Annotated in this window: 14 protein-coding genes; 8 read left to right on the forward strand and 6 right to left on the reverse strand. The window is 60.4% G+C overall.

All coding sequences use genetic code 11. The annotated features are described in order from the left end of the window. Together A1351_RS02545 and A1351_RS23575 are read left to right on the forward strand one after the other, a co-directional pair. Positions 1 to 659 (forward strand): IS3 family transposase (locus tag A1351_RS02545; RefSeq protein ID WP_064032065.1); only part of this gene is annotated, 659 nt, incomplete at its 5' end. A 45-nt stretch (positions 660 to 704) separates the two neighbouring features. After that, complete coding sequence (locus tag A1351_RS23575) at positions 705 to 1568, forward strand: glycosyltransferase family 2 protein (protein WP_083967034.1); 864 nt, start codon at positions 705 to 707, stop codon at positions 1566 to 1568. A 170-nt stretch (positions 1569 to 1738) separates the two neighbouring features. Here A1351_RS23575 and A1351_RS02550 read toward each other — a convergent pair whose 3' ends face one another. From A1351_RS02550 to A1351_RS02560, 3 genes are all read right to left on the reverse strand, one after another. Next, positions 1739 to 2269, reverse strand: a complete 531-nt coding sequence (locus tag A1351_RS02550) for a hypothetical protein (protein WP_064032066.1) — start codon at positions 2267 to 2269, stop codon at positions 1739 to 1741. Between the two features lie 22 nt (positions 2270 to 2291). Next, entirely contained in the window at positions 2292 to 3620 is a 1329-nt protein-coding gene (locus A1351_RS02555; RefSeq protein WP_083967036.1) for an outer membrane beta-barrel protein, read from the reverse strand. A 163-nt stretch (positions 3621 to 3783) separates the two neighbouring features. Further along, on the reverse strand, positions 3784 to 4377 hold the full coding sequence (locus A1351_RS02560; RefSeq protein ID WP_064032068.1) for a polysaccharide biosynthesis/export family protein: 594 nt from the start codon (positions 4375 to 4377) through the stop codon (positions 3784 to 3786). A 212-nt stretch (positions 4378 to 4589) separates the two neighbouring features. Between A1351_RS02560 and A1351_RS02565 the strand changes: the two genes are divergently transcribed. Beyond that, a complete protein-coding gene (locus A1351_RS02565; protein WP_064032069.1) occupies positions 4590 to 5246 on the forward strand; it encodes a DUF1190 domain-containing protein in 657 nt (218 codons plus the stop codon). Positions 5247 to 5259: 13 nt separating this feature from the next. Here A1351_RS02565 and A1351_RS02570 read toward each other — a convergent pair whose 3' ends face one another. Next, a complete protein-coding gene (locus A1351_RS02570; protein ID WP_064032110.1) occupies positions 5260 to 6012 on the reverse strand; it encodes a metallophosphoesterase family protein in 753 nt (250 codons plus the stop codon). Between the two features lie 373 nt (positions 6013 to 6385). Here A1351_RS02570 and A1351_RS02575 point away from each other — a divergent pair, with 373 nt between their 5' ends. After that, positions 6386 to 6961: a hypothetical protein gene (locus tag A1351_RS02575; RefSeq protein WP_064032070.1), complete on the forward strand. Its 576-nt coding sequence runs from the start codon at positions 6386 to 6388 to the stop codon at positions 6959 to 6961. A gap of 38 nt (positions 6962 to 6999) precedes the next feature. On the opposite strand, the gene A1351_RS25705 is transcribed toward A1351_RS02575, so the two are convergent. After that, positions 7000 to 7518: a DUF2164 domain-containing protein gene (locus A1351_RS25705; protein WP_245291559.1), complete on the reverse strand. Its 519-nt coding sequence runs from the start codon at positions 7516 to 7518 to the stop codon at positions 7000 to 7002. Between the two features lie 6 nt (positions 7519 to 7524). Then, entirely contained in the window at positions 7525 to 8487 is a 963-nt protein-coding gene (locus A1351_RS02585; RefSeq protein ID WP_064032072.1) for a GDP-L-fucose synthase, read from the reverse strand. A gap of 476 nt (positions 8488 to 8963) precedes the next feature. Here A1351_RS02585 and A1351_RS02590 point away from each other — a divergent pair, with 476 nt between their 5' ends. The 4 genes from A1351_RS02590 to A1351_RS02605 all read left to right on the forward strand — a co-directional run bounded on the left by A1351_RS02590 (position 8964) and on the right by A1351_RS02605 (position 13665). Next, on the forward strand, positions 8964 to 9401 hold the full coding sequence (locus tag A1351_RS02590; protein ID WP_064032073.1) for a hypothetical protein: 438 nt from the start codon (positions 8964 to 8966) through the stop codon (positions 9399 to 9401). Positions 9402 to 9481: 80 nt separating this feature from the next. Next, positions 9482 to 9982, forward strand: a complete 501-nt coding sequence (locus tag A1351_RS02595) for an RNA polymerase sigma factor (protein ID WP_064032074.1) — start codon at positions 9482 to 9484, stop codon at positions 9980 to 9982. Positions 9983 to 10083: 101 nt separating this feature from the next. Then, positions 10084 to 11004 carry a FecR domain-containing protein gene (locus A1351_RS02600; RefSeq protein ID WP_064032112.1) on the forward strand — a complete coding sequence of 307 codons (921 nt, stop codon included), beginning with the start codon at positions 10084 to 10086 and terminating at the stop codon, positions 11002 to 11004. A 165-nt stretch (positions 11005 to 11169) separates the two neighbouring features. Further along, positions 11170 to 13665, forward strand: a complete 2496-nt coding sequence (locus A1351_RS02605) for a TonB-dependent receptor (protein WP_064032075.1) — start codon at positions 11170 to 11172, stop codon at positions 13663 to 13665. The last annotated feature ends 112 nt before the right edge of the window (positions 13666 to 13777 follow it).

Here is a 13777-nt window from a genome sequence, read left to right on the forward strand (position 1 = left end):
AAGGGCTGACGGTGAGGAAACGCCGCGCGCGCCGCCGCGCCGTGGGAACACGGGCGCCGGTTCTCGTCGAAGCGAAGCCGAATGCCCGATGGTCTCTCGACTTCGTGCACGACCAGCTCGCCAGTGGGCGACGATTCCGCATCCTCAACATCGTCGATGACGTGACGCGTGAATGCCTGGCGGCGATCCCGGACACGTCGATTTCCGGCAAGCGGGTGGCGCGCGAGCTGTCGGCGCTGATCGAAAGGCGCGGCAAGCCCGGCATGATCGTTTCCGACAATGGAACCGAGTTCACGTCGAACGCCGTCCTGTCCTGGTCGGAGGAGAACAAGGTGGAGTGGCATTTCATCATGCCCGGCAAGCCGATGCAGAACGGCTTCTGCGAGAGCTTCAACGGTCGCATGCGGGACGAGCTGCTCAACGAGACGCTGTTCTTCGGGCTCGACCACGCGAGAGAGAAGATCCGATATTGGGCGCACGACTACAACCACCGACGACCGCATTCTTCGCTCGGCTATGCGACGCCGGCGGACTATGCGGCCGCGCTCACCGCAACAGGCGATCGGCTGCGCAACCCCGACCAGCTCCGTCGATCGCCTGTTGCTCACCCCACGCCCGCGGGCGTATCAACCGCCGGGACTCAACTCGCCGCTGGATGAAATATCGGGGGCAGGTCACCGAGGTCTCAAAAAACGGAAAGCTCAATGAACCTTGCAGCGGTAATGACTTGTCACAATCGAAAGCTTTCAACATTGAATTGTTTGAGAGCACTTTTCGGGCAAAATGACAACCATGCGATTTCCGTATATTTGGTCGACGACGGCTGTGTCGACGGAACGGTCGACGCAATTAGAGCTGAATTCAAATCAGTTAACATAATTAGCCGAAATGGCGATCTCTACTGGAGCGGAGGCATGCGGACTGCCTGGTCCGAATGCTTGTCAATGCAATTTGACGCATATCTTTGGCTGAATGATGATGTCATTCTTTCACAAAATGCTTTGAAATTGCTCACAAAGGAGTATCTCCAGCACGCTCGCAATGGTGAGACGGATGTAATTGTCGTCGGCCGCACAATTTCACCTCTTACTGGTTACACGACCTACGGGGGGCTAGTCCGAGAGCGAACTTTTTCGAATTTACGCTACCGGCTACTTTTGGCTAGTGAAATGTATTGTGACACGATGAATGGTAATTGTGTACTTGTACCCCATGCTGTCGCGATGAAGGTTGGCAATATTTCAAGTCGCTTTTCACATGCTTTAGGTGATATCGATTACGGGTTACGTGCGCGCCGAGCCGGAGTGACAATCGTGGAGTGCAAAACTCCTGTCGCGGAGCTAGAGATGAACTTTGCTGCCTACGTGGGCATACCACGCGTTCGCAGCCTATCTGATCTTTGGAGGGTTCTGACCCATCCCAAAGGGATACCTGTTTCAGAATGGATGGCCTTTTGCGCAACTCATGGTGGTGTCCTCTGGCCGTTAAACTTTCTGGCGAGATATTTGCGAATCGCGTTGAAGTCGCTAGATTTTTTACCAAAACGAAGTCAGGCGCGTGGTGGATAGGATAGAGAAGTAGGCCTGAGTGACCAATGATGGGGCTCGCGCGGCGAAGGGCCCGTCGGCCGGCCGCGCGCGGGGTTGTCGAGACGCAACACGCGTCGCCCCGGTGCCCCCCAAGGCGCGATAACGCCAATTATCGCGCGTTAGCGGTCATGCACGATGACGCCGCCCGATCAATGCCCGCTGACGCTGCCGCCACCCGACCCCCCGCCGTAATTGCCGCCGTTGCCGAAGCCGCCGCGGCCGCCACGACCGCTGCCTTCTCCTCCGTCGTCCGAAGCGACCACTTGGCTCCGCTCCGCTTGATAGGCGGCCAGCGTTTGTTCGTCCGACGCGTCAGAAGCGCTCTTGATTTTGTTGGCTCCATTCGTATTCCCCGCGTCCTTCAGCGCCTGTTCGGCCTGGGCGAGCGCTTTGCCGGCTGCGACCTTCTGGTCCAAATTGGCTTTCTTGGACGCCGCCGTAACGTCAGCCGCGAGTTCCGGATTGGTCGTGAGGAGCGCCTTCAATTCGGCGGTCATTTCGGCGCCGCCATTCGCATTTGCAGATTTCGAGAAGATCGCCGTGACGCGCGAATCGATCGTCTGCTGATTAGTTGCTCCCTGCGACTGATTGCCCGCGCTATTGGTGGAGTTGGGGACGGCCATCGCAGCCGTCGTCCCGCACAAAAGGACAGTCGCCGCAAAAATCGAGAGCTTTTTCATTTTCGTTGCTCCTGTCGGAATCTCAATATTTGTAGGTCGCGCCGAGCGTGAAGACATTGCGCGTGAAGGCCGCGCCATCGGAGTTGGAGAATACGCGCGTGAACGCATATTCGAAAGTGGCATTCAGATTGCGCCAGATCTCGTAGTTCAGCGTGGCTCCGGAATTCCAACGGCTATCGTGACGACCGCCTGAGATGTAGGCGATGTCGGTATATTGCCCATTTACCGTCGCTGACCAGCTCCTGGCGAGCTTATAGCCGATCCTCAAATTCGCCGACGTGGCGCGCGCCGCGCTTCCCGTCGTATTGCCCACTGTCGACAAGGCGGAGTCCTGGAAGGTTTCGTCGAGGCCCGCCTCGATCGTCCAGGCGCGTGTCGGATACCAGTAGAGCTTGCCGCCATACACAGGGCTGTTCGCGGAGGGGAACAAGCCGCTGAAGTAGAATTGGCTCTGATAGCCGCCGAAAATCTCGCCGCGAATAAGCCCAATGCGATCGGTTCCGACGCCGCCGACGAAGCGATAACCTTCCGAATTATAGGTGGAGTCTCGGAAGTCCCGGAAGTTTCCGCTGGCTTCGGTGAAGACGAAGAGCAGCGGGGTCGCGAAATAGCCGAGCCGTCCAGTGACTCCGGTCACGAGATTGTTGCGATAGGCCTGATCTAAAGCGCCCGTCGATGTGTAGAGCGTGTCGTAGGTCGTCGCCCTGGCTGTGCTCGACAGGCCTATGAAGAGGCGGTCGAAGGATTTCTGCGCCGAGACCGATCCGATGAATTCATTGTATCGCTGCGGGCTGGCTTGCGTCCCACGATAGGTGAGGCCGCCGAGCACGAAGGGATTCACGACCTGCCCGGTGTTGTACATGTCCGTGCGGCGCGCATATTCGCCGCTCGCGGAGACGACGAGATCCTTGCGCGCTTCCCACGTGTGATTGAAGCCAGTATTCACATTGACCGTATTGCCGGTTGGCAAATCCGGGTAGATGCGGAAATCGCCGATCGTATAGACGGTCGTGTGGTGGAGGCCGTTGTCTCGGTCGGCGATGAGGCTCGGGCGTAGATGTGTGCCGACGGCGCCTTTTCGGTCTGACGGAGCCTGGAACGGGTTGTCGTCATATGTTCCGGCGACGAGCAGGCTCGGATAGAGCACCCAGCCGCCTAGAAGAAGTCCCTGATATTCTCGTGTCGGCGTGTCTCGCAGACTTCTTACGCCGAAACTATTGGGCGTGACGACGGTTCGGACTTCGTTCGGGACACTCTGCGCGAAGGCGGGCACGATTTGAAGCGCGCTCAATCCTGCGAATACGAATGCCGAGGACGGTCCACGAACAAATGGGTTTTTCGACCTCGACATTAAAACCGACCCCGAACAGCAACCGGCAGTGAAAATACGCCCGTAATTGCCGAAAACTCTAGCCGAGCTTTTTCTTCTCCACAAGGCTGATTGTAAACCGCGAATGAACCAATTTTGGAGTGTTGCTGCGGCGCAACAGTGATTCGATCGCCTCTGCGCGCTGTCAGAAATAGCGTTCCGGAACGCGGATCAGATCGCCGGGAAAGACGAAGACGTTGGGCGAGAACGGATATTCTTTGAAACCATGTTCTCCGGCGCGCTGGATCAGCACGCGAGACAGGCTCGAACGATAGGTGTTGCCGCCCGCCACGGCGACGGCGCTGACGACGTTCAGTCCGCTCTCATAGGGATATTTGCCGGGCTTCTCGACCTCTCCGAGTACATAGAAGGGGCGGAAATTGGCGATGTCGACCGTGACTTTCGCGTTACGGAGATATTGCTCGCTGCGGAATTTCTTCGTCAGCGCCTGCTCGAGCTCCAATTTCGTGAGGCCGGCGGCCTGAACGGTGCCCGCGAGGGGCAAAGAGACGTAGCCGGCGGGATCGATCTCATATTCTCCGCTCAGCTTGTCTTCGCCGAAGACGGAGACTTTCAGCTTGTCGCCGGCCTGGAGCCGCAGTCCGCCGCCTCCGGTGGAAATCGGGGCCGAGTCGGCTCCGCCGACCGATGGCGAGCCCGCTGGGAAACTGTCGCATCCGCTGAGGCCCATGGCGCAGGACGCCGCGACAATCAATGCAAAAAGGGCCTTCGAATACATGAAGCTATTCCTGACGCGTATGCTTTCTTTTTTGTATGCCACCAGACGATTACGATTTCAAGATTGCACGTAGGGGCCAATAGAATATGATTAATCCGGCTTCGGAATTCGGGCGCGGATCGCCGAACGTCTTTCTTCCACGATTCTTCAGGACCGCGCCTCGGAACCAATTCGATGAGACGTCCATTTCTGTGCGGGGCCGAAAGCCCGTGATGCGCCCGTCATTATGGAGACCACTCGTCACGGCGATTTTCCTGACGCATTCGGGTGTCGCGGCGGCTGAATCGAGCCGCGGAGCCTATGTCTATTCGGACGAGAAAAGCTGTCTGTCCGGAGGACGAATCGGTGCGCCGATCTGCGCCAATGCCGCCGCCAATGCGCGCGCCGAGTTCGACGAGAAGGCGCCACGCTATCCGACGAGGGAAGCTTGTGATCGTGTCTTTCCTCGCGACCGATGCAGTGTCGGCTTTTCCGGCGCCGATGGTTGGGTGGGCAAACGCTCCGCCATTTATTTTTCCCCGCGCATGTTCGGTTTCCGCATCAATGTTCTGTCGGAGCGGGAAGCCTATGTGACCCCGATGATCACCGGTCCCGGAGTCTCCTTCTCGCGGCGGACGGCGATGCGGCGCGACACGGGCGTCGATTTTGCGGTTGCGCGTCAGGCGCGACGCAATTGGCGACCTGACGCCCAACCGGCCAGTGGGGGAGGGGAGAGCTTCGGCGTCGACACGCCGCCGCCCGGGGACGGTTCTGGAGCAGTTCCACGTCCTCCCGTCGATCCGAATTTCGATTGCGCATCTGTCCTCGAGCCCAATGCGCGCGGCGATGCGGCGACCGGCTGTTATCTCATGCCGGGTCGACATAGATGATCGGAGCTCGAGGTCACGTCGACAGAAAGCGGCGCGTTGCGCCCTCCAGGACCAGGCAAGTGAGCCGCCCGGTCGCATAGGCGCCCGTGTCGAGATTGATCCGCTGCGGCAGCTCCTCTGGCTCCGGCGCCGGCGTATGGCCATGGACGATCACTTTGTCCCACGACCCCGAGAAGCCGAGAAACTCTTCCCGGATCCAGAGCAGATCGCCCTCCTGCTGGCGTGCGAGCGGCACATTCGGCCGGCATCCGGCGTGGCAGAAAAAATAATCGCCGAGCGACCAGGACAGTTTCGTATCCTCGAAGAAGCGCAAATGCGCCAAAGGCAGTTTCTCTCGCAATTCCGCCTGCGCGATATCGAAGTTGCGGCCGCGCAACACCTCTTTGAGGTCGACCCCATACGACAGAAGAGTCTCCATCGCGCCATATCGGCGCCAGCTATCGAGGACATTCTCATCCTCGAGAAATTGCAGCAAGATCGCTTCGTGATTGCCTCTGAGCGCCATGACGGGAGCCGGCGTCGCGCCGGAGACGATCCTCTCGACGACCTCGGCGGATCGAGGTCCGCGATCGATATAGTCGCCGAGAAAGACGATGCTCACGTGCTCGCTGGGCGTTCCGGCGAGGTCCTTGTCGATCGCGCCGCAAAGAGTATCGAGAAGGTCGTCTCGACCATGCACGTCGCCTATGACGTAAAGCTTGATTCCATCGGGGATGCGCGGCTCTGGTCGCTTCTGCTCCGATCTCGGCTGGCGAAAAAAGAACATAGGATCTCCGCGCGTCAGGCGGCTCGTTTCGAGCAAATCCCGTTCCATGGCAATGGAGGCTTTGGCGCTGTCTTCCAGCGACAAAATTGCGTCGGAAGCCGCGATCTCCGTATCAATTCGTAGAAAATTTTGTCGAAATACGGTTGAAAATTCTCTGCGCCTGCTTGGTAAACAGCCTTATAATCTAATTATATTCAATATGTTGTCTGGGCATTCCGGCGCATGGTTTATGTTTCCTTGCCGATGCCGCTCGAGTTGCATTACCGCGGCTTAATGGCCGTTAGAGCGTCGCCGTCAATCTGATCCTCACCGAAGAGGTCGAGCCCCTCTACTCCATGGGGCCGCCTCATCTGACTAGAGAGAGGATCAACCCATGTTCTCCGCTTCGCTCGGCGCCTTCATCGCTCCCCGCATCGCCAAGCGCGCCGCTATTCTCGGCCTCGCCGGCTTCGCCGCCTTCACTTCGGCGCCCGCCAAGGCCGATCTCTTCTCCGATCTGTTCGGCTCCTTCGACAATGGCTATTCGAGCCGGGCGACCAGCTCGAGCCGCTACGGCTATTCCCGCCGCGCCGATCTTTCTGGCGGCTATACGCCGCGCGCCGATTATTCGAGCTATGACCGCGGCGGCAATGTCCTCGACTATTACGAGCAGGTCCGCTCGGCCAATGTGACGCGGCGGACCGTCGCCATCGACGGCTACTGCGCCTCGGCCTGCACGATGAAGCTCGGCGCGCGCCATGCCTGTGTTTCGCCGGAGGCGACGCTGCGCTTCCATTCGGCGCGTACGAACGAGGGGGAGACCTCCTGGGGAGGCAACACGCTGATGATGAGCGTCTATCCGCCGGCGATCCAGGCCTGGGTGCGTCGCCATCAGGCTCTGGACAGTCTGGCCTTCACGGAAATGTCCGGCCGCGAGGCGATCGGCCTCGGCATCCGCGCCTGCGCATAGGCGATGAGCGACCGTCGTTCGGAAGCGTTCGCGGAGGATCAGCGACGCCGGCGCTTCCGCCAATAGCCGAACGCTTCCTCCTGAACCTCGACATCCAACTCGGCTATGCGGGCTTGTAGCCTTTGTTGCACATCCTCGACCGCCTTGTTGTAGATAATTGGCCCGATCTCTTCCACGAAGAATTGGAGCAGGCCTTCCGCTGCGAGATTGCCGATCTCATTGTCCATGTTCTCTTTGAAGTAGCGTTGAAGCGACAAGACCGCTTCCTTCGCAGAATCCTTCGGCATATCGATCGCCATCGTGGTCCTTTCGTCACCTGCCGAATAGCCGTCGATCAGCGCGCCACAGGACCCGGCGAGCTCGCTGAGCTTGCGCGCGAAACCACGCGTCGAAATAATTTGCCTAGGAAAGGGCGCGGCGCCGGCGGCGCCGTCAGCCCAGAAGTTTCGCTCTCTTGGCGTAATCGCGACGATCGATCTCTGGGTCCATAGCTGTGAAGATTTGACGTTGTGTTTTGAGGCTACGTCCGGCGATGTCGATCGAATTCGCGCGCGCAATCGCGCTTATGCGACTGTCGCCAGCTCCAGCGCCGGAGCGACGTTTTTATTCGCGAGGAACCAGTGGTAGGAGCCGGCAACTCCGTCTTCGAGCGAGATTTCAGGCTCCCATCCGAGCGTGCGAATGCGGCTCGAGTCCATCAGCTTGCGAGGCGTGCCATCCGGCTTCGACGTATCGAACACGAGCTCGCCCGAAAATCCGACCGCTTTCTGCACGGTTTCCGCCAAACCTCGGATCGTGATCTCCGAACCTGCGCCGCAATTGATGTGCTCATAGCCATCGTAATTGTCGAGGCAGAAGACGACGCCGCGCGCGAGATCATCGACGTGCAAGAATTCGCGAAGCGGCGTGCCCGTCCCCCAGACGACGACCTCCGGCTTCCTCGATTCCTTCGCTTCATGGAATTTGCGAATGAGCGCGGGCAGCACATGGCTTGTCTGGAGATCGAAATTATCGTTCGGGCCGTATAGATTGCAGGGCATCACCGAGATGTAATGCCGGCCATATTGCTTGCGGTAGGCTTGGCAGAGCTTGATGCCGGCGATTTTTGCGATCGCATACCACTCATTGGTCGGCTCGAGAGGGCCTGTGAGCAGCGAGTCCTCGCGGATGGGCTGCGGCGCGAATTTCGGATAAATGCAGGAAGACCCGAGAAAGACGAGACGGTCGACATTCGCGGCGTGGGCCGAATGGATGATATTCGTCTCGATCGCCAGATTGTCGTAGATGAAATCGGCGGGATAGGTGTCGTTCGCATAGATGCCGCCGACTTTCGCCGCGGCGAAGACAATGGCGTCGGGCCGATTTTGTTTCAGCCAGACTTCGACGGCGATCTGATTGCGGAGGTCGACGACAGAGCGATCGGCTTTCAATACCTTGTCGCCTCGCGCCTCGAGATAACGTGTGACGGCCGAACCGACCATGCCTCTGTGACCGGCGACCCAAATACGACGAGTGCTCATGGGCATAATACCACTTCTCGAAACAACGCTACGACCCCGCAGTGCGGCGTCTGAGCCACAATTAGTACTTATTTTTTGCAGTGCGCAATAAAAGATTCAGATTTAGGGCCGGCGTGCGCCTATGACGGTAAACGCGGTTCGCCAACACGATCGGGGTCTCGAAGGTCTTGCTGATCTGTTCTCGATCCCTCTGACCATTCTCGGCCGATCGAAGAATATCCGATTTCATTGTGGTTCCCGTTCCGAATGCTTCGTGGCGCCGCGCGAAAGCGGGTCTGAGGCGCGCGAGCGCCCGGCCCACAACGCGGTCCCCGCCGTGCGGCGTCGCGAAATCAACCAATAGCGGCGCGATGCAAGAGCATGCCCACAGAGACGGATTATGACGGTGGACAGCCCCCGCTCTCCGGGCGTCTAGGCCACGGAGAGCCAGTCCTGGAAAAGCGCGTTTTGCGTTCCACACTGCCCTGCGGCGGAATTCCTTCTTGACGCTCACGCTTTCGCCTGTCTCCTATGACGTCATGGCTTCGTCATGGGCGCATTTCTCCAAGCTGCGGACCGCGCTCGCCGCGGTGCTCGGCGTTTGGCTGGCGCTCGCCTCGCTTCCCTTTGTGATGCCCAGCCACGGATGGGCGACGGCCTTCCCGTCTTTCGGCTGGTCGAGCGGGGAGGAGGGCGGTCCGCTATGCGCGGCTCGCGGAGACGATGGCGCGCCCGTGAAGCACGGCGGCCAGCACTCGCATTGCGCGTTCTGCACCTGTCCTCGAGATTCGGCGTCCCTCGCATTTCTCGCCATGTTCTTTACGGCGCTCGCGCAGCGCTTCGACTCGGGACAAGTTTCGTCGGTCGATCGCGAGCAAGCCGGCGCGCCCATCGGCCGTCCGAGCTATTCCTCCTCCCGCGCGCCCCCGTCGATCGGCTGATCGACCCTTTCACCCTCATTTTTCACCTCCGGTCTCGACGACAGCGTAGCGCGCGTCGTGATCGTCGCGGGCGCCGGCGAATGTCGGAAAAGAAGACTCGTTTCATCCGCGACCTGTTCGAGCGCAACAGGCGCGCGCTGACGGCCTATCTGACGCGTCGCGTCGGCGCGGAAGACGCGTCCGATCTGCTTCAGGAGACCTTCGTGCGCGCGCTGCGGCACGAGCGCCTCGACGATGTCGCCGATCCGCCGGCCTTCCTCCAGCAGATCGCCGCCAATCTCACGCGCGACCTGGCCCGGCGTCGGCGGACGGAGCACAAATATCTCGCCTTCGATCAGCTCCTCGGCGAGCGGCCGAGCAGCGAGGCGCGTCAGGACGAGATCGTCGACTATGAGCGCCGGGCGCGCCGCCTCCGCGAGGCGATCGAGGCCTTGCCGCCCCGATGCCGCGAGGTCTTCGAGTTCTGCGCCTTCGAGGACCTTTCCTTTCGCGAGATCGCCCTGCGTCTCGGCGTCACCGAGCGCATGGTGCGCCAGCATATGAGCATCGCCATGCAGCGCTGCTGGGCGGCGCTGGGATGAAAGTTTTTTCGCCGCCCGACCTTCCTTTTTCCCCTATTGGCGCGTCGTATTCGGCGGGCGCGGATGGCGATCCGCGCGCAGGGAGCGACGAAGAGATGGGAATGGGCGAGGGCGACGCCGCCCATGCGGCGGCGATCGACTGGTGGATCAGAGAGAAGGCCGGCGACCTCGATCAGGATCGCGCCGCCTTCGACGCCTGGCTCGCCGCCGATCCCGTCCATCGCCGCGCCTATGCCGATGTCGCCAGAATGTTCGAGGAGGCGCGAACGCTGCGCCCGGCGCGCCGGTCTCTCTCCCGGGGCGTGGCGTTACGACGAATGGCGACGGTCGGATTATTGGCCGCGGCCTCCTTGGCCTTCCTATTCGTCCTTGGCGATCTCTCTCTGATCTGGCGTTCGGATTTTTCGACGGGCGTCGGAGAGCGCCGAACGGCGACCCTCGTCGACGGCTCGCGCGTGGAGCTCGACGGCGGCTCGGCGATCGAGGTCCGTTTCGAAGCCGAGCGACGGCGCGTGCGTCTGCTGTCCGGGGAGGCGTGGTTCGAGGTCGCGCCCGATCCCGCGCGTCCCTTCGTCGTCGAGGCCGCGGGCGGCGAAGTGACGGCGCTCGGCACCGCCTTCGACGTCGCGCTCACCAAGGAAGGCGGCGCGCATGTCGCCGTCGGCGAGCATTCGGTCGCTGTCGCCAGCGGCGGCGCGCGCGTCATCGTCGAGGAGCGGCAGCAGACATTCTACGAGGCGAACGCCGCCGCGCGGCCTCCGGCGACCGCCGCTGCGGAAACGATCGCCGCTTGGCGACGCGGCGCACTGATCGTCGAAGACAGGCCGCTCGGCGAAGCCCTGGCGACGCTCGGCCGTCATCACCATGGCTATATCCTCTGCCTGCGCGCATCGACCTGCGCGCGGCGGGTGAGCGGCGTTTTCTCGACCGCGGAGCCGCTCACTTCTCTGCGCGAGATCGAATATTTCCTCGGCCTGCATTCGATCCATCTGACCGACTACCTCATTCTGCTCACGGAATGACGGGCGGCGCCGGCCACACCTTCCCGCACAATTTTTTTCGCATTGGACATTCCGAATTCGACGCGAGGGCGTCGAGTTGGTCACGGACGTCGTCTCGCGTCCGAGAACCCAATTCGACGGAAAGCGGCGATGGCGAAAAGAGGTCTGCGTTACGAGGGTGCGGCGATGAGCTCGACGGTTGCGGCGATGGCGTTCGGCGCCTTTGCGATGGGAGGAACGCCGGCCGAGGCGTCCCTCTCGCCGCAAGAGCGCAGCGGCGTCGTCATGGTCTACGACATACCGGCTGGATCGGTGGCGACGGCGCTGAACGCCTTTGCCGTGAAGAATGGACTCCATCTTCTCTATGAAGCGCATGTGACCAGGACATTGCGCACGACCGGACTTGTCGGCGCCTTCTCCGTGCGTGAGGGATTGGATCGACTGCTCGACGGCACGGGGCTCTCCTATCGCTTCGGCGGTCCGGACGCGAAGGCCGTGTCGATCATGCTGGCGCAGAACGATACGGGCCTGCGCAGCGATGCGAATGGCGCGGAGGCCTTGCCGCGGATCGACATCGGCGCGGAAAAGCGCGACGAAAAGAAAGCCTATAGCGCCGACCGAGGCGCGATAACGGAAGGCACGGGCTCCTATACGACGCCGCTCGTGACCGTCGCCGGCAAGGTTCCGCTGCCGCGCAAGGAGGTGCCGCAGTCTGTCTCCGTGATGACGCGCGCGCAGATCAACGATATGCAGCTCAACACGGTTCAGGACGCGATGTTCTGGATTCCGGGCGTCTCCGCCATTTCCAACGATGTGACGCAAGGACAGCCGGCGTCGCGCGGCTATTTCCTCGACGTGGCTTATGACGGCGTTCCGACCTATAGCGGCCTCGGCGGCTATCAGCAGCTCGATCTCGCCGTCTATGACCGTCTCGAAGTTCTCAAAGGCCCCTCGGGCCTGCTCTCCGGCTCGGGAAACCCCGGCGGCGTCGTCAATGTGGTCCGCAAGCGGCCCCAGGACGAATTCAAGCTGCGAACGGAATTCAACGCCGGCTCGTGGGACAATTATCGCGGCATGATCGACGTCACCGGGCCGATCAATGAAGAACGGACATTTCGCTATCGCGCGCTCGTGCTGCACCAGGACAAGCACTTCTTCTTCACGCCGTCGCAGCCCGAGAACAAATGGCTCGGCTATGGCTCTCTCGAATACGACATCACGCCGAACACGCTCGTGAATGTCGCCTATACACGCCAACGGACCAGCGACCCCGCCTATAGCGGGCAGCCCGTTGCGGCGATCTCCTATTTCGGCAATACGAGCCCTTATTTCTTGAACGTGCCGCGCTCATGGAATCCTTATCCCGATTGGACTCAAATTAAATGGGACACGGAAGACAAGAATCTCCGCCTCGAGCATCGCTTCGGCGACGACTGGGTCGCGAAAATCAACTTCAATCGACGTGACCAGACGCAGGAGTTCAACGACGCCTTCCCCTACGCTGGCGTCAATCCATCCAACTGGTCCACGCAATATGCGCGCCGCCATTACAACTATTACTATCATCGCACCGGTCTCGACTCCTATCTCTCCGGCACGCTGCCCTTGTTGCCGATCAAGAACACATTGACGCTAGGCTATAATTACGACCGCTTCACCTATGAGTACAAAGGCGCGCCGATCGCGACAGTGAACAACGTCCCGGTCTTCTGGCCGAACTATATCGGTCCGAATACCAATCCCTACACGGTCGGCGGCCAGAACCAGACGCTGCAACATGGCGCCTACAGCCAGCTTCGCCTCACGCCGATCGAACCTTTGACCTTCGTGTTCGGCGGCAGGCTCACAAACTATTTCGCGAAAAATCGTGCGGCCTTTCCGAGCATGCCCGCGAATTGGTCCTATGGCGCGAAATCCAATCATCGCTTCACACCCTATGCCGCCGGCATTTTCCGTCTGACCGACGAGATCAATCTCTACGGCAGCTATACCGATATATTCCTTCCCCAGACTCAGCAGAGAGCCGACGGCACGACGCTCGATCCGCGCGTCGGCGGACAATGGGAGGCCGGCGTCAAGGGCGAATTCCTCGAGAAGAAGCTGAACGCGTCGGCCGCCTGGTTCGAGATTCGCGACAGAAACCGCTCTTTCGCAGATACCGCAAATCCTGGCTATTATCTCCAGGCGGGACTGGCGGAGTCGACCGGCGTCGAGGTCGAGTTCTCGGGCAAGCCTTTCGCGGACTATGAAGTTCCTCTCGTCGCGCGCTCGCTGCCGGGGCTCGATATCGTCGGCGGCTATACTTATATGAAGACCGCTTATCTCGTCGATAAGACCAATCAGGGCCGTTCGATCAATTCCTGGTATCCGACCCATTTGTTCAAGATTTGGGGCAAATACGACTTCGAGGGCTTTTTGCAAGGCCTGACTGTCGGCGCCGGCGTCGTCGCGCAGAGCGGTCTCTCCGGTCCGGTCAACTCCTGGAACGAAGCGCGCCATGCGTCGGCCTATGCCGTTCTCAATGCGATGGCGTCCTATAAGATCAACGAAAATCTGAGCTTGCAGTTGAATATCAACAATATCACCGATCAGAAATACTACATGCGCGTCGGCGGCGCCAACACCTACAACACGCCGGGCGATCCGCGGAACTTCACGGTGACGTTGCGCGGCGAATTGTGATCGCTCGCGATCACAATGAATAAAGCGCCGCCGCGCCGATCGGGCGCGGCGTTCGCTCTTTGGTCACGCAAATTGCCGGCTGGCGCGATGAATTTCTGCGGAATTCCTCGGC

The organism is Methylosinus sp. R-45379 (assembly GCF_001644125.1).
In the GTDB taxonomy this organism is placed as follows: domain Bacteria; phylum Pseudomonadota; class Alphaproteobacteria; order Rhizobiales; family Beijerinckiaceae; genus Methylosinus.